The sequence below is a fragment of the Citrobacter amalonaticus genome, from assembly GCF_001559075.2.
GTDB lineage: Bacteria > Pseudomonadota > Gammaproteobacteria > Enterobacterales > Enterobacteriaceae > Citrobacter_A > Citrobacter_A amalonaticus_F.
In genome coordinates this window covers 2,991,149-3,013,145 of sequence record NZ_CP014015.2, presented here as the reverse complement: position 1 = coordinate 3,013,145, position 21,997 = coordinate 2,991,149, and the positions used below count along the sequence as shown (strand labels likewise).

At 50.7% G+C, this 21,997-nt stretch carries 17 protein-coding genes and 1 pseudogene; 6 read left to right on the top strand and 12 right to left on the bottom strand.

The genetic code is table 11. The features are described from left to right. The first annotated feature begins 72 nt into the window (after window positions 1-72). The 3 genes from AL479_RS14535 to AL479_RS14525 all read left to right on the top strand — a co-directional run bounded on the left by AL479_RS14535 (window position 73) and on the right by AL479_RS14525 (window position 4,585). On the top strand, window positions 73-3,141 hold the full coding sequence (locus AL479_RS14535; RefSeq protein WP_225851840.1) for an autotransporter outer membrane beta-barrel domain-containing protein: 3,069 nt from the start codon (window positions 73-75) through the stop codon (window positions 3,139-3,141). Between the two features lie 130 nt (window positions 3,142-3,271). Continuing rightward, window positions 3,272-3,904, top strand: a complete 633-nt coding sequence (locus tag AL479_RS14530) for a LysE family transporter (protein WP_061076562.1) — start codon at window positions 3,272-3,274, stop codon at window positions 3,902-3,904. A 171-nt stretch (window positions 3,905-4,075) separates the two neighbouring features. After that, window positions 4,076-4,585, top strand: a complete 510-nt coding sequence (locus tag AL479_RS14525; protein ID WP_061076561.1) for a hypothetical protein — start codon at window positions 4,076-4,078, stop codon at window positions 4,583-4,585. 64 nt (window positions 4,586-4,649) lie between these two features. Here the strand turns inward: AL479_RS14525 and AL479_RS14520 are convergent, their stop codons facing one another. After that, window positions 4,650-7,412 carry an autotransporter outer membrane beta-barrel domain-containing protein gene (locus AL479_RS14520; RefSeq protein ID WP_225851838.1) on the bottom strand — a complete coding sequence of 921 codons (2,763 nt, stop codon included), beginning with the start codon at window positions 7,410-7,412 and terminating at the stop codon, window positions 4,650-4,652. 781 nt (window positions 7,413-8,193) lie between these two features. Then, window positions 8,194-9,738, bottom strand: a complete 1,545-nt coding sequence (locus tag AL479_RS14515) for a peptide MFS transporter (protein WP_061076558.1) — start codon at window positions 9,736-9,738, stop codon at window positions 8,194-8,196. A 448-nt stretch (window positions 9,739-10,186) separates the two neighbouring features. Here AL479_RS14515 and AL479_RS14510 point away from each other — a divergent pair, with 448 nt between their 5' ends. After that, on the top strand, window positions 10,187-11,401 hold the full coding sequence (locus tag AL479_RS14510; protein ID WP_061076557.1) for a multidrug effflux MFS transporter: 1,215 nt from the start codon (window positions 10,187-10,189) through the stop codon (window positions 11,399-11,401). After that, entirely contained in the window at window positions 11,398-11,805 is a 408-nt protein-coding gene (locus AL479_RS14505; protein WP_061076556.1) for a cupin domain-containing protein, read from the top strand. Before AL479_RS14510 ends, AL479_RS14505 begins: the two co-directional genes overlap by 4 nt. A gap of 4 nt (window positions 11,806-11,809) precedes the next feature. On the opposite strand, the gene AL479_RS14500 is transcribed toward AL479_RS14505, so the two are convergent. From AL479_RS14500 to AL479_RS14490, 3 genes and pseudogenes are all read right to left on the bottom strand, one after another. Then, window positions 11,810-12,700 (bottom strand): LysR family transcriptional regulator, encoded by an 891-nt coding sequence (locus tag AL479_RS14500; RefSeq protein ID WP_061076555.1) that lies wholly within the window; start codon window positions 12,698-12,700, stop codon window positions 11,810-11,812. A gap of 156 nt (window positions 12,701-12,856) precedes the next feature. Beyond that, window positions 12,857-13,690: pseudogene (locus AL479_RS14495) on the bottom strand (class I SAM-dependent methyltransferase); the annotation flags it as partial. A gap of 233 nt (window positions 13,691-13,923) precedes the next feature. Further along, window positions 13,924-14,979, bottom strand: a complete 1,056-nt coding sequence (locus AL479_RS14490; protein ID WP_061076553.1) for an NAD(P)-dependent alcohol dehydrogenase — start codon at window positions 14,977-14,979, stop codon at window positions 13,924-13,926. Between the two features lie 337 nt (window positions 14,980-15,316). Here AL479_RS14490 and AL479_RS14485 point away from each other — a divergent pair, with 337 nt between their 5' ends. After that, window positions 15,317-15,631: a PTS sugar transporter subunit IIB gene (locus tag AL479_RS14485; RefSeq protein WP_061077983.1), complete on the top strand. Its 315-nt coding sequence runs from the start codon at window positions 15,317-15,319 to the stop codon at window positions 15,629-15,631. An 82-nt stretch (window positions 15,632-15,713) separates the two neighbouring features. Here the strand turns inward: AL479_RS14485 and AL479_RS14480 are convergent, their stop codons facing one another. The 7 genes from AL479_RS14480 to radC form a co-directional block, all read right to left on the bottom strand. Further along, window positions 15,714-17,309, bottom strand: coding sequence for a glycoside hydrolase family 43 protein (locus AL479_RS14480; RefSeq protein WP_061076552.1), 1,596 nt, complete (start codon window positions 17,307-17,309; stop codon window positions 15,714-15,716). 61 nt (window positions 17,310-17,370) lie between these two features. Beyond that, window positions 17,371-18,675 (bottom strand): glycoside-pentoside-hexuronide (GPH):cation symporter, encoded by a 1,305-nt coding sequence (locus tag AL479_RS14475; protein ID WP_061076551.1) that lies wholly within the window; start codon window positions 18,673-18,675, stop codon window positions 17,371-17,373. 258 nt (window positions 18,676-18,933) lie between these two features. Then, window positions 18,934-19,830, bottom strand: a complete 897-nt coding sequence (locus AL479_RS14470) for a helix-turn-helix transcriptional regulator (RefSeq protein ID WP_061076550.1) — start codon at window positions 19,828-19,830, stop codon at window positions 18,934-18,936. A gap of 627 nt (window positions 19,831-20,457) precedes the next feature. After that, the gene (locus AL479_RS14460) at window positions 20,458-20,826 is read right to left on the bottom strand and encodes a TA system toxin CbtA family protein (RefSeq protein WP_061076549.1); all 369 of its coding nucleotides are present in this window, start codon (window positions 20,824-20,826) and stop codon (window positions 20,458-20,460) included. A gap of 20 nt (window positions 20,827-20,846) precedes the next feature. Further along, on the bottom strand, window positions 20,847-21,203 hold the full coding sequence (locus tag AL479_RS14455) for a type IV toxin-antitoxin system YeeU family antitoxin (protein ID WP_057101183.1): 357 nt from the start codon (window positions 21,201-21,203) through the stop codon (window positions 20,847-20,849). A 25-nt stretch (window positions 21,204-21,228) separates the two neighbouring features. Further along, window positions 21,229-21,450 (bottom strand): DUF987 domain-containing protein, encoded by a 222-nt coding sequence (locus tag AL479_RS14450; protein ID WP_057101182.1) that lies wholly within the window; start codon window positions 21,448-21,450, stop codon window positions 21,229-21,231. Further along, the gene (gene radC, locus AL479_RS14445) at window positions 21,447-21,989 is read right to left on the bottom strand and encodes a RadC family protein (RefSeq protein ID WP_061076548.1); all 543 of its coding nucleotides are present in this window, start codon (window positions 21,987-21,989) and stop codon (window positions 21,447-21,449) included. Before radC ends, AL479_RS14450 begins: the two co-directional genes overlap by 4 nt. Window positions 21,990-21,997: the final 8 nt, after the last annotated feature.

Genomic DNA, 21,997 nt, shown 5'->3' with positions numbered 1-21,997 from the left:
GTCCTGCGAAGGCCGGACATTTTTTCTTTATTACAAATAAAAATAAGTCGTTAATCTCACGGAGAGTCATAAATGACAAATATAAAATGGAAATGTCTTGTACCTGTCGTAGTGGGAAGTTCGTTTCTCGCCTCACCGTTTGTCTTATCGGCCGAGCTGGAAGATCAGACCTTCACCAGTTCAATGTCGTCTATTAATAGCGGAACCCACACCGTCAGCCTGGGCAATGTGACCTTCGATGCCAGCGGTTACACGGGCATCGCCAATTACCAACGCGCGCTCATCAACACCCTGAACGGTGCGGTGAACATTAATATCAGCGACGGAAATACCCTGACGCTGAGAGGTTTTAATAATAACGCAACAGACGAGCGTGCAACGCTACATGCTTACAAGCGAGGGTCACTCAGCGGCACAATGACATTCACCGGCGGCAATATTGTCGTCAGTAATGAGGTCAACAATAGTTATACCGATATTTATGGTTTATTTGCCGGACCCGGCGGTAAATTTGATTTCAAAAGTAACGGCGATAATAAAGTCAATTTAACTGTTCTGATGCCGCAAGCGGGATATGTCAGCACCCACCGCTCGGGTATTGGCTTGTATAACGGTGAACTTGCCTTTGATGGCGGAAACTTTGTCATCAATGTTGACGGCGATCCGGGCGACAACTCTATCGACCGTCGCGTGGGGATAGTGCTTGCCGCAGGAAGTAATGTGGATATCAAAGCCGATCGTATTGATATCGATGCCAATGAACTGGCACTACAGTTTGCCGCAAGGGCTGGCGATAACACGAATAGCACGGCCTATAACGTGATTAATACCGCCAAATTTGAAGCTGACTACATCACCCTGAAAGGCAGCCAGGGGATCCTGGCGGCGCTACCCTACGCCACTTATGGTACGAGAAATAGCATCGAATTTACCGGCCTCACGCAGATTGAAGCGCTTTCACGTGGTGATGAAAATAACCTCTTTGGTGAGGTTGGAGGGGGTCGGGCACTTGACCTGATGGCAACAGATATCACCTTCAACAGCAATGCGATCATCGTCGGCGAGAACCTGACTTACCTGGGTAACCGACCCGGTTACGAGCATGAATTCGCAGGTTGGATCGACGCGTACTGGATGCGAACCATCTCCCTGACAGACCAGTCGTCGCTTATCGCAAAAGGCGATCTTCTGCTGACCAGCAACGGCGGATATTACAACACAGGCCTTTACCTTTGGAAAAGTGAGGCGCAGTTTCAGGGTAAAACCGCCATTACCATGCAAAATGGCGTCGATACCGCACGCGCGGTTTATGCTTATGATGGCGGCAGTAACACCACAAAAGTTGAATTCCAGGATGATTTAGGCATCTCACTGTCTGATACACACGCCAACTATGTGGCGGGTATCGAAGCCGCGGCTGGTGGTATTGTCGATGTGCAGAAAGGTCTGCTGATGACGGATAACAGCGATCCCACCTGGTCCCTGCTCTCCCGTGGAGCAAACAGCCTGATCAACGTGAATTCATCAGAAACCGGCACGGTACAGGTCATTGGCGACATTGGCGCAATTAACGATGCCACGCTCAATATGGTACTGAATAACGAAAACTCATTCCTGACGGCCACAAGTTATACCGCTACGTCTGGCTCAACCAGCAACGGTATTGTTAACCTGGATCTTTCCAACCAGGCCGTGTGGAATATGACCGGTAGCTCTCATGTCACCGACATCACCTTAGATAATGGGACTGTCAATTTCCTGCCTCCGGAAAGCAGCGGTGTGTTTAAGACTCTGACTGTAGAAGGTAATTTCTACGGCGGCGGAACACTGAAAATGAACACGACACTGGGTGGCGATGATTCTCCCACCGATAAACTTATTGTGGAAGGCGACACGTCCGGTAATACGCTGGTTGCGGTGAATAATATCGGCGGTACGGGCTCGCAAACGGTGAACGGTATTGAAATTGTCGAAGTGTATGGCGATTCCGCAGGTACTTTTGCCAAAGCCGGACGTATTGTCGCGGGGGCTTATGACTATGATGTGGTGAAAAAAGGTAGCAACTGGTATCTGACCAACACCTTCATCACTGACCCAGTGCCGGAGCCGGAGCCGACTCCAGATCCCGACCCGACACCAGCCCCCACGCCACAGCCGGAAGGAGAGAAAACCTATCGCCCGGAAACCGGTAGCTATCTGGCGAACATCCTGGCGGCCAACACCCTGTTCAACACCCGTCTTCACGATCGTCTGGGTGAAACCCAGTACACCGACGCGTTAACCGGCGAGCAGAAGGTCACCAGCCTGTGGATGCGCCACATCGGCGGACATAACCGCTTCAAGGACGGTTCCGGGCAGATCAGCACCCAGAGCAACCGTTATGTGATGCAACTGGGCGGTGATATCGCGCAATGGAGCACCGACGGTCTCGATCGCTGGCATCTGGGTCTGATGGCCGGTTACGCCAACAGCAAGAGCCGCAGCCACTCCAGCCTGACCGGCTACACCTCACGCGGGGAGATCAGCGGCTACAGCGCGGGTCTGTACGGCACCTGGTATGCCAACGACGCCGATAAAACCGGTGCGTATGTCGATGGCTGGATGCTCTACAACTGGTTTGACAACACCGTGTCCGGACAGGGCCTGGCGTCTGAAAAGTATGACTCGGACGGCATCACCGCCTCTGTCGAAACGGGCTACACCTGGAAACTGGCCGAATTCAGCGAGCGTAATGCGCTGTACATTCAGCCTAAAGCCCAGATCACCTGGATGGACGTGCAGGCCGATACTCACGTTGAGAAAAACGGTACCCGGGTGGTGGATAAAACCGACGGCAATCTGCAAACGCGACTGGGCGTGAAAACCTATCTGCAGGGGCATAACGCCATGGATGACGGCAAAGACCGCACCTTCCAGCCGTTTGTTGAAGCCAACTGGATCCACAACACCAGCAGCTACAGCGTGAAGATGGATGACATCAGCAACGACGTAAAAGGCAACCGCAATATTGGCGAACTGAAAGTGGGCGTTGAAGGCCAGCTTAACCAGCGTCTGCAACTGTGGGGCAACGTCGCCCAGCAGATTGGTGACAACGGCTACAGCGATACTCAGGGAATGTTAGGCATCAAATATAGTTTCTGACTTTCAACCACCCGTGGTAACACGGGTGGTTTTCTGCCCTCACCTCCCTCTTTGTGACACCATTCGCATCCCCCTGGTTTTGTGATAAATATGATGAGGTTACTTTATCCAATTCAGGGAAATGTGGTTTATGGAACCTCTGCATGCGGTTTTCCTCACCGTCAGCCTGTTCGTGCTAACCTTTTTCAACCCCGGCGCCAATCTGTTTGTGGTCGTGCAAACCAGTCTGGCCTCCGGACGGCGCGCAGGCGTATTAACCGGTCTGGGCGTCGCATTAGGTGACGCAATCTATTCCGGGCTGGGACTGTTTGGCATGGCGACGCTGATTACCCAGTGCGAGGCGATATTTTCGCTGATCAAAATTGGCGGCGGCGCGTATCTGCTGTGGTTTGCCTGGAACAGTATTCGTCACCAGGCCACGCCGCAAATGCCAACGCTGCAGCAACCCGTTAGCGCGCCGTGGACGGTGTTCTTTCGTCGCGGCTTACTGACCGATCTGTCAAATCCACAAACCGTCCTGTTTTTTATCAGTATCTTCTCCGTCACGCTGAGTGCCGACACGCCCATGTGGGCAAGAATGATGGCCTGGGCCGGGATTGTGCTCTCTTCGGTTATCTGGCGCGTCTTTCTGAGTCAGGCCTTTTCGTTGCCCGCCGTGCGCCGGGCATACGGCAGAATACAGCGTGTCGCCAGTCGCATCATCGGCGCGATTATTGGCCTGCTGGCGTTACGGTTAATCTATGAAGGCATTACCCATCGCTAAATCTCTCCCCCCTGAAATAAAGTAGTTTCAGGGGGCAGTATTTGCCCCTGCCATTCTCTTTGCTGTAAAACATTATTACCAAAAAAAAGCAAACGCTCTCTTTTAAATAAATTTAACGCAGAGAGAGACGGGTTTAATTATTCACCATAATGGCAGAATGGGAACAATCTGATGTTAAAAAATAAATCACTTCTTTTATTACCGTTTATTCTCGCCGGCTGTACGATGAGCGACAACGATATGCGCAAGGCCTACAGCAACCACTATCAGCAGCCAGCAGGCTATGTGGCAGCCTATAAGGAAAAAATCGCCGGAATGGACAGTGACGCGCTGGCAAAATATGCGGCAGCAGAAGAACAGAAAAAAATGCGCGGCCAGTCCAGCGTGAAAATTGATGATTACATTACGGCGCAAAACATTCAGGCCAGGGGTCAGCGCGTGGTCTTCGATTATTCACTTTCTGAAAAATGGTTAGCACTTCCTCCCGCACAACAACTCGAAAAACAGAAACTGATGGAAAAAGATTTGATATACCGTACCTGTTCACTGGAGACGGTAAAACTGGCGCAGGAAAAAGGACTGGAAGAAGAGCATAACTATTACAGTAACTATCCCGGAACGATTGCCTTTACTCTGCGTACCAGTGGGCAAATCTGTATCAATAATGGTTTTGCACGGTAATCCCCGAAGCTCCGGCGTCAGCGGGAATTTCCCCGGAGGCATTGCGCCACCGGGGATTTTGTCATCAGAACGACGCTTTAATACCGATCATCGCTGAAGTATCGCTGTAGCCGTTGTTGCCAATCTGCTGAGCGACGTTCCCCCACAGGGCGACGTTCTTCGTCAACTGGCCTTCAACACCGGCTTTCAGTTCGCCGATATTGCGGGCGCCCTTCAGATTCACGTTCTCACCGTTCATTGCGACGCCAAAGTCTTTGCTGTTGCGGATCCAGTTGGCTTCGACAAACGGCTGGAAGGTGCGGCCTTTACCGTCGTCCAGTTTGTTGTGACCCTTGCCGAACAGACGGACGCCGACGCGGGTCTGGATATTGCCGTCGCCATTGCCTTCCACGCGGGTACCGTTAACTTCTTTGTGCTCATCCGCCTTCACGCCCATCCAGGTGATCTGGGCTTTTGGCTGGATATACAGTGTATTACGCTCGCTGAGCTCCGCCAGTTTCCAGGTATAACCAGATTCGACAGAGGCGGTGAAGCCTTTGGAGTCATACTCTTCCGATTCGACGCCACGACCAGAAACGGTGTTATTAAACCAGCTGTACTGCGCCCAGGTGTCAACGTATGCCCCTTCGTGGGTTTCGTTATCCTGCAGCCAGGTACCGTACAGGCCGACACTGTAACCGCTGATACGACTGTCAGCGCGGTTACCGTTACGCTGGTTCTCGGCACGACTCTTCTGATTGGCGTAGCCTGCCATCAGACCCAGATGGTAGCGGTCGGTGTTGTCCGAAGACCACTGCGCAAGATCGCCGCCGAGCTGCATGACATAGCGGTTGCTCTGCATCGCCAGTTGGCCGCTGCTGTCCTTCTGACGGGTATGCCCGCCAACGTTACGCTGCCACAGGCTGGTGACGGTTTCTTCACCGGTCAGCGCATCCACATAATGCGTTTCACCCAGACGATCCTGTAAACGGGTGTTAAACAGCGTGTTCGCCGCCTGCAGGTTCATACCGTACAGACCCGCTTCCGGACGTACCGCATGTTCACGCGGTGTCGGAGATGGCGACGGCGGATCGGTAGGATCGGTTGGATACACAGGATCCACCGGAGACAGGGCGCTGCTCAGGTACCAGTTCTTGTTGTTCTGGCCTTCGCCGCGATGCAGGGTATAGTCATAGGCGCCGGCCACGATACGACCATGTTGTTTAAACACACCGTCAGAATTGCCGCTGACGCTAATCAGCTCGATACCGTCAGTCGTCAGGCCGCCTGCGCCGCCAGCGTTCAGCACGTTAACGTTGGTGGTACCCGAGGTGTTGCCCGCAACTATCATCCGGTCAGTCGGTGACGCGTCATCGCCCAGTTGGGTGTTCATCACGAGATTACCGTTAGCGCCGGTATAATCACCGTCCACCGTCAGGGTTTTGAAACTTGCGGCATCGCGCGCCAGCTTGAAGATTTTCGTACTGGCTGGCGTAAAAGTCAGCGTGGAGTCGTCCAGCGTCAGGTGCGTGAGCTGAGAACTTTTGGTCATGTTCCAGGCCGAGCCGTCCGCCAGCGACAGGTTATTCACCGCGTTGCCGCTGGTTACCGTCCCCCCGACGAAACGCGACTGGTTGATTGCGCTGACGTCAACCACGGCGGAATCATTGGCTTCGATAGTCCCGACAACCTGGATTTTTTGCGGGTTAATTGTCACGCGAGAGTCTGCATTTTCAGCCAGAATAGCGGTGGCGTCCGGGTCATTGTAGTTAACCCCCATCTGTACCCCGCCGTTCAGCGTGATTTCGCCGCCCTTGTCCGCACGGACGTAGTTCCAGCTCCCGCTGCGGGTGGTATCGACAACATCAATGTTCAGACGACCATTAATGTCGATTTTACCCGCAGTGAGTGCATCTTCTTTACTGGCCCGAATGCCGGTACCGGTTGTTTGCTGATGCCCCTGAGTGTCCAGCGTGATGTTCAGGTCGTTACTGGTAAACTGCGAAGCACCCACGGACTCGACGCCACTGAGAACGGTATTATCTCCGCCCGATTTCAGCAGCAGGCTCGTCTTCCCTGCCATGGTCACATGCGCATCCAGATCGACGCCTGTGAGACCATCTGAAACCCAGATCCCGGAAATCACGCCATGCGCATCGTTCACGGTGACATCAATAGAGGTGTCGCCAAGCGCTTCAACGTGACCCGCATTGGCACTGATACCGTCCGCATACTGATCGGCGACGGATGTAATCGTGGCGTTTTGATAACGAATCAGCGAACGATCGGCATCCACCACAGATTCCGAATCGAGGCCAACAGCGTAGAGCGTTCCTTTACTATTGACGGTCAAATTTTCGGCATTGATTTTCGATCCCGACTTCGCATAGATCGCGAAATTCTTACCATTCGCCCCGGTCACCGCCGCATTAACCGTGGTGTTCCCGGTTAAGGTAAAGACGCCATTGTGTTTATTGCCAAGAATACCGGCAATATCTTTGCCGTCACGTTTCTGGCTGAGATTTATCGTCAAATTATCGGCAACGATCGAGCCTTTTTGCGCGAGATAAGCGGCACTGGTGCCACCGACCTTAACGATCCCCACCGCATACATGAACTGATAATCGGCATCCAGCGGGATGTCTGGTCGCCCCACCACGGTGCCTGGAATCACATCACCGATGATATGATTCACGGTAGTCCCTGAACCTAAATTAATGGTTCCGCTGTTGGCGACAATCACTGTCCCGTTGGAAATCAAAAAGTCGCCGTTTTCAAATTCACCGCGACCTGAGACCGTAGGCGTTCCGCCTGGATTCGTAATGGTAACCGCGCCATTGTTCGCCACGGAGATCGTATTATTCTCTCCTGACGTACTAAGGATTTTATATTCTTGATCCGTAGCAATCGTTCCGCTTCCGGTAATAATGCCAGTTTCATCATAAATTACTGCGCTTGCGTTATTTGCCATTAACAGATTACTAATTAACAACGCCAGGGGTGTTATTTTAAGATCCTTTATATTCATCTCGATATCCACTGATAAAAAATAACAGCACGCCATACATTACATTATCGAATGCAGTGCAGAGGTGTCTATTTTTAGTAAAAGTAACGGCTATTTAACGCCTGTCTAACCGACACGAACTCCCTGAGTCTCGTTGCGGTATTTAGGCAATATTTTCCAGATATCAGACGTGAGAACAAATGAAATGACCTTAGCCAGGATAACAATGCAATTATCTTAAAAACAAAATTTTGGAAGATTATAATTCCTTAAAAAATATTATAAACAGCATATTATTTCATTAAATACAATTAAAGAATGAAGTATTTAAGAAAAATTTATACTCGATTAAGATTTTTCCACATTAATCAGACATCAGGGATGATGTGAGAAGCTATTTTTATGAGGGAAAGCGACGGAATCTCATCAGGTCATATCCGACGACTCAGCAACAACGGTTCGGCATTTCTGCGGACAGGGTGAAATTCTGTTTGGAATGGGGCCATCTATGATGAGGCGCGAGTTTCTTTCGTCAGAATAACTTTTTTGTCTGGAGGGAAAAATAAAACCGGCGCATCAGTCGCCGGTTTTATCAGTGAGTGTTAATTATCGGTCAGGCATATTACGCCGGTTTTTGCTCTGTTTTCACTTGTGCGTTTTCCAGCATCCGACGCACCGGAACAATCAGCACAATCAGTACTGCCGCGCAAATCAGCAACGCAATGGAACAGCGGGCGAAGAGGTCGGGCAGCATATCCAGTTGGTCAGCCTTAACGTGCCCACCAATCAGACCCGCCGCCAGGTTACCCAATGCGCTGGCGCAGAACCACAGACCCATCATCTGGCCCCGCATTCTTTCCGGTGCTAACAGCGTCATGGTCGCCAGACCAATCGGGCTCAGACACAGTTCGCCCAACGTCAGCATCAGAATGCTGCCCACCAGCCAGAACGGCGATACGCCCGCCCCACCGTTGTTCAACACGTTCTGCGCCGCCATCATCATCAGGCCAAAACCCGCCGCCGCACACAGAATACCGATAACAAACTTGGTGATACTGCTCGGACGCACGTTTCTGCGCGCCAGCGCCGGCCAGGCCCAGCTGAAGACCGGAGCCAGCAGGATGATAAACAGGGCATTGATCGACTGGAACCAGACGGCAGGAATTTCGAAATCACCGATCATGCGGTTGGTGTAGTCGTTCGCGAACAGGTTGAACGAGGTCGGTTTCTGCTCAAACGCCGACCAGAAGAAGGCCGCAGAAACCAGCAGAATGAAGCAAACCAGCAGCCTGGCGCGCTCTTTGCGGGTCAGCCCGGCAAACACGAACAGATAGATAAAGTAGAGCGCCACCGAAGCGGCAATGACGTAGACCAGCATACTGGCAACGGCGACCGGGTTAATGACGATCACCCCCTGGGCAATCAGCGTCACGATAATGGCAACACCGACCGCCAGCGCCAGCAGCCAACCGCCCACACCGTTTTTCTTCACCACCGGGCTGTTCCAGGTTGAATCGAGCCCCACTTCACTGTCGTAGCGTTTCATGGAAGGAACGGCAAACACGCGGAAAATGACCAGCGCAACCAGCATCCCGATCCCGCCGATACCAAAGCCCCAGTGCCAGCCGTGAGATTTAATCAACCAGCCGGAGATCAGCGGGGCAATGAATGACCCCATGTTAATGCCCATATAGAACAGCGAGAAACCGCCATCGCGGCGGGCATCGCCTTTCTTGTAGAGGGTTCCCACCATGACCGAGATACAGGTTTTGAACAGACCCGACCCCAGCACGATAAACATCAGACCGATGAAGAACAGGTTGTCGCCCATCCAGGCCGAAAGGGCAATAGACAGATGGCCGAGCGCGATCAGGATCGAGCCGTACCACACCGCGCGTTGCTGCCCGAGCCAGTTATCAGCCAGCCAACCACCCGGCAGTGCCGCCAGGTACATACTGCCGGCAAAAATACCGACAATCGCGGACGCATTTTCGCGCGCCAGCCCCATACCGCCGTCATAGACGGTCGCGGCCATGAACAGGATCAGTAACGGACGAATGCCGTAAAACGAAAATCGCTCCCACATCTCCGTGAAGAACAGTGAACCCAGCGGATAGGGATGACCGAAGAACGTTCGGCTTTCGTTTTTATTAACAGAGGAATGCATAATTTCTCCCGAAAGGGTGTGTTGTCTTGCTTGTAGCCACTGAATTACCCGCCGACCATTCATATATCTGGCCGATCATTTACATCCAGCGAAATATTATTTAACCATTTGATAACCATAAGACAGTTTTGTCTAGTGCCAACATCAGGACTTTAAGATGAAAACTCGATAGATGTCTAGTTTTGTAGATTTTCTGTTTGATGAATAAGAATAATGATTGACTTTAAAAGCCTGCAAATTATTGCTTATCAATTCATTAATAAACAAGGGGTTACCTTCAAACATTATCCCTGAAAGGGCGAAAATGGTCGATCCTTGCCGTCCGGTCTTTTTTTTACTGACCGGGATTTATGAATGACATTCATAGTGGCTATCCCGTTGGCGACCATTATCTCTGGGTCTGAAAACGCTACACTGCGTCTCACTCTTCATATCCCGATGGATGACTATGATTACCTCTCAGGCGTGTTCGCTCACCGCAACCGGTAAATCGACTGGCCTTACTTTTGTGCTTATTCTCAGTGCGCTAATGGCGTTTACGTCCTTATCCACGGATATTTATTTACCCGCCATGCCGGTGATGGCGAACGATTTACAGGGTGATGCCGAATTGACCATCACCGGTTTTTTGATTGGCTTTTGCATTGCACAGCTCATCTGGGGGCCAATCAGCGATCGTTTCGGCCGCCGCCTGCCTCTTTTCATTGGCATTACGCTGTTCATCATCGGTTCGGTGGGATGTGCCCTCTCAACCAGTATTGGGCAAATTGTTTTCTGGCGAGTGTTTCAGGCGCTGGGCGCCTGTACCGGCCCGATGCTGGCGCGCGCGATGATCCGCGACCTGTTCAGCCGGACGCGTGCCGCGCAAATGCTCTCCACGCTGATGATTGTGATGGCGATTGCCCCGATTGGCGGGCCGCTGCTGGGCGGCCAGATGATCAAAATCACCTCCTGGCATGCCATTTTCTGGCTGCTGGCGATCGTGGGCGCTTTCATCCTGATGACCTTGTTCTGGCTACCTGAAACCTTACCCACCGAAAAACGGCTGAAAACCTCTGTCGCCGGCGTTTTTCGCCACTATTATGCATTGCTGAAGCATCCACAGTTTTTGCGATTCACACTCTGCCTGACGTTCTACTACGTTGCGGCGTATGCGTTTATCACCGGCTCGCCGTTTGTTTACATCAGCTATTTTGGCATCGAACCTCAGCATTATGGCTGGTTGTTTGCGCTGAATATCGTGGGGCTGATGGCTGTAAGCCTGGTGAACCGGCGTCTGGTGCATCGCTATCCGCTTGATCGGTTACTGAAATTTGCCATAGGGATCGCCACGCTTGCCGCGCTGTTGCTGGCGGCGGCGACCGGGCTGAAATTCGGTGGGATTAGCCTTATCGTCGGGACGATTTTTGTTTTCTTCTCGATGAACGGCATTATCGCCGCCACCTCCACCGCCTGTGCGCTGGACGCGCTGCCCAACGTTGCCGGTTCGGCGTCGGCGCTCATGGGCTCGCTACAGTACGGCAGTGGGATTATCTCATCGCTGCTTCTGGCCCTGTTCAGCGACGGCACACCCTGGACAATGGGCTGGGTCATCGCCCTGTTTACCGTCGCCAGTGCCGTGATGGCATTGACCGCCCCCCTCATAACCCAGGAGAAATCATGAACGAACAATTTGCAGGTAATGGTATTTTCCCGAAAGGGCCGAAAAATGAAGCGTATGCGCAATATTTTCAGGGGACCAGCTATCTGAATATGCTGTCCACGCAGGGTGTGAATATTGGCAACGTGGTGTTTGAACCCGGCTGTCGCAATCACTGGCATATCCACCACAAAGGCGGGCAAATTCTGCTGGTGACCGGCGGGCGCGGCTGGTATCAAGAGTGGAATAAGCCGGCACAGCCGCTGGTCGCCGGAGACGTCGTCAATATTCCGCCCGGCGTAAAACACTGGCACGGCGCGGCAGCCGACAGTTGGTTTGCTCATCTTGCCGTCGAAGTCCCCGCACAAGGAGCCTCCAACGAATGGCTGGAGCCGGTCAGTGAGGAAGCCTACGCCCAGCTACCCTGATCACTCAGGGGTAGCGTAGCGCCTCGATCAGGCGCGCAAACGCGGGCGGGTGCTGTTTGCGGCTGGGGTAGTAAAGATAGTAGCCCGGAAATTCAGGGCACCACGCCTGCAGAACCTGCACCAGCGCGCCGGATTTGACGTACTCAGCGACAGAATCTTCCGGCACGCAGGTGAGGCCAAATCCGGACAGTGCGGCATCAACGCGTTCGGTGAGCAGGTTTAAGGTCAACTGCCCTTCCACCCTGACGCGCAGCGGCTTTCCGTCTCGCTCGAATTCCCAGTGGTACAAGCCGCCAGCAGTAGGCAGGCGCATGTTAATGCACCGGTGATTCTGTAATTCATGCGGTGTTTCAGGCGCGGGACGATCGGCAAAATAGTCTGGCGATCCCACCACCGCCATCCGCATATCCGGGCCGATTTTTACCGCGACCATATCTTTATCGACGCTTTCGCCCAGACGCACTCCCGCGTCAAAACGGCCTTCTACGATATCCACAAAACCATTATCGACCACCAGTTCGACACTGATTTGCGGCCAGGCTTTGAGAAAGGGTTTCAGCCTCGGCCACAGTAAACTGCGTGTCGCGTGCTCTCCGGCGGATAAACGGATATGGCCTGAGGGGGTGCCGTTCAGTTGAATGAGCGCTTCCAGTTCCTGCTCAAGATCGGCAATACGCGGTTCGAGACAGGCGATAATTCTCTCGCCAGCGGCGGTTGGCGCCACGCTGCGAGTGGTGCGGGTCAAAAGCCGCAGGTTCAAACGTTCCTCCAGCGCTTTCATCGCGTGGCTGAGGGCCGATTGTGAAACGCCAATCTTCGCAGCGGCTTTGGTAAAACTCCGCTCTCTGGCGACCACCAGAAAGATCTGCAGTTCGTTGAAGTTTTCTTTAAGCATGGGCGGATCCTGACAGGGTGCGGGATTCAGGCATGATAGTGAATCACTCCCCGCATTGTAAGGCTCCCCGGTCTAAAAAAATGCCCGACGGCATAAGCTATCGGGCATCCGGTTTCTCTGGTTAGCGAGAAGGTAGATTATCATTTACGCCGTATCGCGATGGGCCATCAGGGCATAGAGCTTCCCGGCAAAGGTTTCACTGACCGGCCACTCTTCAGCGGCAATGCGGGTCACCGTGTGAAAACCGCACTGCGCCAGCAACTGCAGGTACTCTTCGTCCCGCCAGGCACGCGTCTGGCTGCTAAAATGCACAACGCTGGCGTCAGCCTTAAGCGCCCAGAACGTCGTAGTGCTGGTTTGCCTATCCTCATCCCAGCGATTTTCGCTCAATAACAAGTGCGGTTCAGCGAGAAACAGCCCCTGCGGACAGCGCTGCCAGGACGCGGGCGCCGTTCCCTGCCTTTTGACTTCGTCAAACGTATGCACTTCAATCAGCAACTTGCCCCCCGGCTTCAGCCAGGCTGCACTGCGCGACACCAGTCGTTGCGCATCCTCAGCGCTAAAGACATTGATTTCACCGAAGGTCATCATGATGAAATCAAAAGTGCCGTCAGGCTGGTAGTCGCGGACGTCCTGTTCCTGATAATCAATGTCCAGCGCTGCGCTCTGCGCCTGTTCTCGCGCCCACTGCACAGAGGCCGGAGAGAAATCGACGCCAGTGCAATCAAATCCGCGCTGCGCGAGACGTTGGGTGTAAAAGCCGGGGCCGCATCCCAGATCAAGTATTGTTGCGCCTACGGGAAGCTGGCGGGCGATCCAGTCGACCTGTTGTTCAATGACCGAGAGTTTACGACTGGCCCAGTCGTGTTCCTGTGACAAATGGTTTTCCAGCATTCTGCGGCTGAAATCCGGATCATTCCACGGGATCTTTCCGCCCGTTTCACGATCGTTGTATTGCCCACTCAGAAGCGTCAGTTCAAGAAGATTCATCCGTTGATCTCATCGTAATGTGCCTGGTGGCTGAAATATCATTCCAGCACTCCTTCACTACGACAGTATTGTCTCATGATCCCGGAAATATTACTTCCTGCTCAGCTCACACCGGATCATATTTTGTCAGCAGGAAAATCTGATTTCGGCTGATAACTACAAAGCAGGAAAACCACGTTTTATTCCTGCTTTGTCAGCGGTCTGAGGCGGTACCGCGTACCGCCTTTACTTCGTCATGCGTTCAGCGAAGCCATATCAATCACGAAGCGATATTTCACATCGCTTTTCAGCATTCGCTGCCAGGCGACATTAATATCCTGGATGGTGATGAGTTCAATATCTGACGTGATTTGGTGCTCGGCACAGAAATCGATCATCTCCTGCGTTTCAGCGATGCCGCCGATCACCGATCCCGCCACCGATTTTCGCCCCAGAATCAGCGGCGTACTGTTCAGCACAGGATCCAGATCGCCCAGATACCCCACCAGTACGAGGGTACCGTTCAGCGCCAGTGTAGGGATATACGGTTTCAGATCGTGAACATACGGAACGGTATCAATAATCAAATCGAACTGGTTATAGACGCCCTGCATTTGCTTTTCATCGGTTGAAATCACAATATGCGCGGCGCCCAACCGACGGGCATCCGCCTCTTTGTTCGGGGAGCGACTAAACAGGGTTACCTCCGCCCCCAGCGCTTTCGCCAGTTTGATCGCCATATGGCCCAGACCGCCTAATCCCACCACCGCAACCTGACTGCCCGGCCCCACCTTCCAGTGGCGAAGCGGCGACCAGGTGGTAATCCCGGCGCACAGCAGCGGCGCCGCGCCTTTCAGATCCAGCGTCTCGGGAATTTTGATGACGAATTTTTCGGTCACCACGATCTTATCGGAATAGCCGCCGTAGGTCGGCATATGATCATGGCGATCGATATCGTTATAGGTCAGCGTGTTTCCTTCTTCGCAATACTGTTCCAGCCCTTGCTCACAAGGTTTACAGTGCTGGCAGGAGTCAACCATACACCCCACCCCGGCGTAATCGCCGACGCGAAATTTCGTCACGGCGCTACCCACATGCGTAATGCGACCAATAATCTCATGACCCGGCACCATCGGGTATTTCGCGCCGCCCCAGTCATTGAACGCATTATGAATGTCCGAGTGACAGACCCCGCTATACAAAATCTCGATAACCACATCATTGTCGCGCGGATCGCGGCGAACAAATTGATGCGGAGCCAAATCTTCTTTCGCGGCAAACGCGGCGTAACCTTTTACATTAAGCGTCATGAATGTTCTCCTGATGATGGGTCATATGGCGTGAAAGGGACGACACAGCGCGCAGGCCTTGTCGTCGTCACTCGCTGGCGATGTCATGCAGAATATCGTTTAGACGAAGAGGCAGTAAGGGTATCCACTGGCATGGCCTTATGAACCTGATTCATAAATTAACAGCGTTAGCAACGCAGACCCGCTTAAGTCTAGTCGACATCGCTGCCGATGGCCGGATGAACGCCTGCCTGTACGGTCAATCCGGCAATATATTTGTCACGTAAATAAGATGTGGCGCTCATTTTTTGCGCATGTCCAGCCCTATTCTGAGAACCGTTTTCAGGAGGTTAAAAACATGAAAAAGCTTCTGATTTGTTGTTTGTTCGGGAATACGGCAAATTCGCTTGCCAAAAAGATGCAGGTACTGGCAGATAGCAGCGGTCACCCTCTCATGATTAGCGCGGTAGGACTGGATAATTTCGCCAGCGTTGCTCCCGCTTTTGACGGTTTTCTCATTGCGCCGCACATTCAATACAAACTCTCTGAGATTTATGAAATTGTCGGCAACGCGCGTCCAGTTGCCATTATTGAAAGCCTGCCCTATGCGTCCCTGGATGCAGAGAACGTTTTACATTTTGTGAAGGAGAATATGCCTGAGCTGGCAGCCTGACACATGAGGCCGCAGTGGCCTCTTATTATGAACGATAACGGTCGAGGGGATTCTCACGTTCATCCCCTCGATTCATTTGCTATTATTTTGCGGAATAGAGGAAATAATCAAAATCGGCATAAATGCGCTCGCCGGTGAAGTCCTGACAACACATCCCGACAAACGCCCCGGTGAAGCGTTCAATGCCTCTTTCTTTAAAATACTCATCGGAAAGTTTACTGTATTCCACATGATCACCTACCGGGAACCAGGTGCGTTCATCCAACGAATAATAAAACCTGGCGGCATCGTCTTTCACGCAGACTTTAAGATACACCAGGCCATCACCGGTAATCTCAATACCTTCCCCCGTCGGCAGTGAAAATCGGTTAAGGTCGTTAATCATCAAATTAACCGTCCTCTCACCCTTTTCACTGCAGGAAATATGCAAATAAATATAATTTGTCGTGTCGTAAAAACAGACTAATCCTGCCATTTGTTGGAATGAACGAGGATGAAAATCGACGCAGGTTTGCGCAGTGAAGGCGAAATCGGTTTGTCTTCGTGCCAGTAAACTCTGATAGTGATGTGAACTCAGTGATTCACGACCGCGCAATCGCAACCAGCCTTTTCTCTCTTTCAGCGAACACATCTCTTCGCTCAAGGGGATACGCAACGACTGATAGTGCAGCGGCAGTACGGGCGTATCAAAATCATCTTTTTCAGGGAGCGCGGGCCAGGGGAACTCTCTCAGAGACGTTTGTACTCTCAGATCCGGCTCGACGTTGTTATTTGCCAGTCGCAACCAGCCCTCGTCATTCCAGTAAACCTGTTGAATCGCCGTTTCTCGCCCCATCGGACTGCGGCCTCTGGAGGGTAATGGTCGACCGCATAAATGAACGATAAACCACTCCCCCTGACTGTTTTCAATAAGATCGGCATGTCCGACGCGCTGAAGCGGAAGACGACAATTGAAACGTGATGTCATCATTTGGCCGATGGGATCGGTTTCGTAGGGGCCAAACAGATGTTTTGAACGTGCCACGGTCACGCTATGGTTATAGAAGGTGCCGCCTTCTGCAACCAGCAAATAGTACCAGCCGTTATATTCATACAGATGCGGTCCTTCGGTGATCCCAAGCGAGGTTCCGGCATATATTTTCCGGCATTCACCGACCAGCGTGTTTTTCTTTTCGTCATATTGCTGAATAATAATGCCATTCCATTTTGGAAATCCGGCCTCCCCTCCGTCCATATAGCTCATTTCCATACTCACCAGCCACTTGCTCCCATCGCTATGATGAAAAAGCGAAGGATCAATTCCCCGGCTATTGAGATACGCCGGCTCAGACCATTCGCCTTCGATATCTTCAGTGGTCACAATATAGTTATTGCTATCCCAAAAACGTCCGCTCACATTTTTGACATCGGTGTAGATGAGATAGAACCGGTCCGCATCGTAGCTCAAACAGGGGGCATATATTCCGCCAGAATCCGGGTTCCCCATCATGTCGAGTTGGCTTCTCCGATTCAACGGATAAGAAATAAGTCGCCAGTTTTTGAGATCATACGATTTATACAGACAAACGCCGGGAAACCATTCAAAGGTTGACGTCGCTAAATAATAGGCATCACCCACTCTGATGATGGAGGGGTCAGGATTAAAACCTGAAATAATCGGGTTGGTTATTGTGGTCATAGATACGTCCTGAAAGACAAAAATGAATTTACGTTATACTGACGGAGTGATACCACTGTGCTTACGCATCATATGAACGATATCGCTGCATAATAAAAAACATGATTAAGACAAAAACGGCCGGGATAATCGTAAAAATAAGGCGCACCGTCAGAGTAGCGAGATCCGTTTGCATCGCGGCGTTCCCGATATAACCACCAAAGGTCAACAACCAGCCGATAATGGCGCCCCCCACGGCAATACCAATTTTGATGGCAAATAAATTGGTGGAAAAGACCAGTCCGCTTAATGAACGATTTGATTTTTTCTCGACATTATCAATAATGTCGCTCAACAGACTCCATTGCAAAGGGGCCGAGCTTGAGTCAATAAAATGGATCAGGCAAATGACGCTGCAAATCAACATGACAGATTCCGCCGGGACGGCAAACAGTGCAGTCAGAATGACAGCCTGAATCACCAGTGTCAGTTTGTAGGCCCGTACCCGATCAAAATTCTTGTACAGCAAAGTGGTGGACATTGCCCCCACAAATCGTGTGCAAAGAATAATAACCAGTACCGTGCTGACTAAATCAGGTCTTTTCATATAGTAACTGACAAAATAGATCGCCCCACCCGTTTTTAAGATGCCAGCAATCAGGCTGGCGATATTGAGCGAAAAGATACAGCGCCAGTTGAAATCGTTAATAATGATCAGCAGTTCCTGATAAATCCCTCGTAGGTTATGACTTTTGTCCACTTCTTTAACATAGTGCTCTTTGGTCAGTGCAAAGCAGAGAAAGAACATGATGGTACTCATGCCCCCCATGATGACCATCGCCAGAAAATAACCTTTCTGCAAATCGCCTGCGCCCAGTATTTTGGTTAACGGTAGCGCGACGACAGACACAATAATGCCGCCTAATGCCGCAAAGGCAAAACGATACGACTGCAGTGAAACCCGTTCCTTTGCATTCTTTGAAATATTATTGATTAATGCACAGTAAGGAACGTTGACGAGAGAATAAAAAAGAGACAATGCAGTATAAGAAACATATGCATAAACAATCCTGCCCGTCTCGCCAAAATCAGGCGTATAAAATGTCAACGCGCCAAAGACACCAAAGGGCAGAGAAAACCAAAGTAAATAAGGTCTGAACTGGCCGTACTTCGTTTTGGTATGATCAGCAAGATAGCCAATATAGACATCGGCAACCGCATCAAATGCCCGGACAACGAGAAACATTGTCCCCATATGAAAAGCACTTAATCCATAGATATCCGTATAAAAATAGGCCATAAACAGCATAATGGTTTGCCAGATAATATTGGATGCGCCATCACCTAATCCATAACCTATTTTTTCTTTGACTCCTGACTTATTCATAAAAATACCTTTTACTTGAGAGGTTCAAGAATTTCAAATATCCAGGGCCGGCCTCAATATAAAAGATAAGTGCAATCAGGGATAAAAAATGTAGAAAAATGGGTCATTTATATAATTTTTTTGCGCCAGCCGCTATGTGCGGATCACATTTCCGGCAAGAACTCTCTGCGGGTGATACTTCGCGTGATTTATTTTTAAACGTGCAAAACCAAAGAATCGTTATCAATAGTAATCATTAGCGGTAGCAACTGATAAGGGTTAACTGGAGAGGTTTTCGTTAATTTTAAGCTGCTCAGAGGTGAGATTGCTGGTTCTGAATTTTTTCGGCGTAACGCCGATAAATCGCCTGAACTGATAGCAATAGTAAGCGGCATCCGTAAATTCACATTTGTACGCGATGTCTGTGATGCTAAGATCGGTATTACGCAACAACTGGACCGACATCGCAATCTTCTTACGCAGTAAATACTCTTTAAAACTGACCTGCATAACCTTTTTAAATACTCTGGAGAAATGGCCGGGTGACAACCCAACTGCATCTGCCGCCTCGTTGAGGCTGATGTTAAAAGATGTCCCTGTTTCCACAGCAATCACAAAGTTAATGATCATGCTAAATATTGACTGGCTATCCGTTTCAGACAAAATTTTATCCGAAGTCATCACATGCTGAAGTACCGTATTCAGCAAGAGAATGAGCAGAGGCCTAATCTCATTTTCCGTATGATCTTCATCGTTCACGTCTGAAAACCATCTAAAAATGAAATCCAGCCTGTCAGCCTCCTTTTCGCTCAGACAGGTGACGACGCCGATATGCGGTTCCAGCACCGGGAGAAGGTATTTCAGATTACTGAGCATTACCCTATCGTACTGTAAAATATAACGCTCATGATCGTCTGTAAATTCCAGTTCCATATCATGAAGGACTAACGGACTGACATAGATCAAGGTGTTATTCTCAATCCTGAACTTTTCCCGGCCAATGCTATAGCTGCCCGTTGCTTTGCGAAACCACATGATTTCGTGTTCAAAATGGACATGAGGTTTTATGTACATTCCTTTTTCAGGCACCTTTTCTCGAGCCCTCAGGATGTAATCGAGACCGGTTTTAGTCTCTAATTTTTCAAAAAAATAATCAGCATTAATCGGTGTCGGCATAATTTTTTTCAAAAAATTGAGAAGTGTTTGCGATGTGATAGCACATGGGCGAAGCCGAGTACACCGGATTTTGATGTTGCGCCTCGGGTATGGCGGTTTAGTTGTCGAACAATATTTATTCTATCCCAGCATCAACGTTAATAATTATCTGACAATCTTTTTTTTAGTCCGTAAACATCGACTGAACCATTATTCCACATATGTTTAAACGCATGGAACATCCGCGAAAACGCGCCAACGATGAAAAGCAGATGAAAAATTAAACAAACGGATATTTATATGACCGACAAACAGGAGGCCTTATTGAAACTTGCTCCCCCACCACACATTTTGGCATCAAGCTGTAACGACTAAACGCGGATAGCAGTGAAGAAAGAAACGGACGACGTTGCGGGATGTAGAGAAAACGGACGATTGGGTGTAGCAAATGAAATGGTGCGATAATAGGAACAAAACAAAACATACAAATCCTTTGATAAGTATAATTATTTTCTTGTTTCATCTTTATAAATGCCCCCTTTTGTGCCCCCATCTTGTTTTTCATGCGACTCGATGAGCCTTTCATCGAGTCGTTAATCTCATCAAATTCTTCACGTATCGTGGAAACCTTCTCAGATCTCCATCCCCTCACAGCCGTGATCGGCTAAGAACAATATTACTTACCTCCCTGTAAGAACACCGGCTCATCAGCCCGCACGCTTTCCTGGCTTGAAGAATGTCTGTCGCAGTCAAATATGGTGCATGTACCTGAGAGGTAAATCCATTGCGATCGATACGAACTAACTCATATTTCTCTACCAGAAAGTTAACGGCATTAGCCAGGGTGATACCGGCATCGATATGTTCCTTAATAACAGTTTCATCACTGAACGGCGTGTCGTTCAGTGTCAGGCCATAATGCTGTTCCAGCAGACGAGTAAGTAACATTTGCCAGATAGTCACGGGCGTCAGGCATGGCTTCGCCGCCCGCATATTTGTTGCAGGTAGAAATTTCATTTTTTCTCTCGTGAAAATAATTAACGTTGAGTGGGATAAACGGCGATGTATACGTAGCCACAACTACCAAGCGTATCGGCTTCGCAGGTGAGTCCGTTGTGGTAAAGCATGACGCTGTGTTGATAGCGGGGATTGAGCTCGCCACTGATGAGCATTAGTTCCAGTTGTTTGAGTATTAATGGAAATGCCTGGTCGAGGCTCAACGCATCCTCGTCGCTGAAAGCACCATTAAACCCGGCGCGGTCAGCGAGAAAATGCACCCGGCTGCCTTCCTGTACCAGACGAGCTCCAAAACAGGGTGTAATAGCGCGTTTAAGTCCCCACGGCTGGCTGGCGGGATTCTCCGGCTTGGTACCGGAGTCTGAGTGAATGCTCATTATTGTTCCTGATTAAAGGGAAGGATTAATTGAGAGTGACGCTTCGAAGAATGACATAGGGACCATTGCGATCATGACGGCGCTCAGCAAACACGGCCAGAACGCCGCGTATGTCCTGAACTTCCCGGCCAGCATAATGGCAGATACTGCCAGACCATTTATATTTACCGGTACAGAAGCGAAACAGTCGGGAGCCAGGATGTTGCCGATATAGAGCCATGGCCTGGCGCTTACTGATGATTTTCACATCCAGCCTCGCTCCGCAAACGACACAATGCCATCCTGACCGACAACCAGATGATCGAGCGTTTTCACATCAACCAATCCCAGCACCTCCTTCAGTTTGTCAGTCATATGGCGATCGGCTTTGCTGGGCTCCGGATCGCCGGATGGATGGTTATGCGCCAGTACGACAGCTGCAGCATTGAAGCGAAGCGCAGACTTCACCACCTCACGGGAATGGACCTGCACATGGTTAACTGAACCTGCAAACAGCGTTTCGCTCTCCAGTAAACGGTGTTGGTTATCGAGATAGAGCACCATAAACACTTCCCGTTCCTGTCTGGCCAGCTGTAACCGAAGCCAGTCACGGGCTGCAGCACTTGAGGTAAAGGCTATTCCAGGCTGGCGCAGATATTTATCCAGCAGGTTGATAGCGCGGCGGATGGTCCGTTGGGCATAGGGTGTCAATCCGGAGATCGCGGGGAGCAGGCAATCATGTTGAGCCATAACCGCCAGCGGAAAGAGTTCAGACTGCAATGACACCGGGGGTAATGTGGTATTCATGTCAGGTA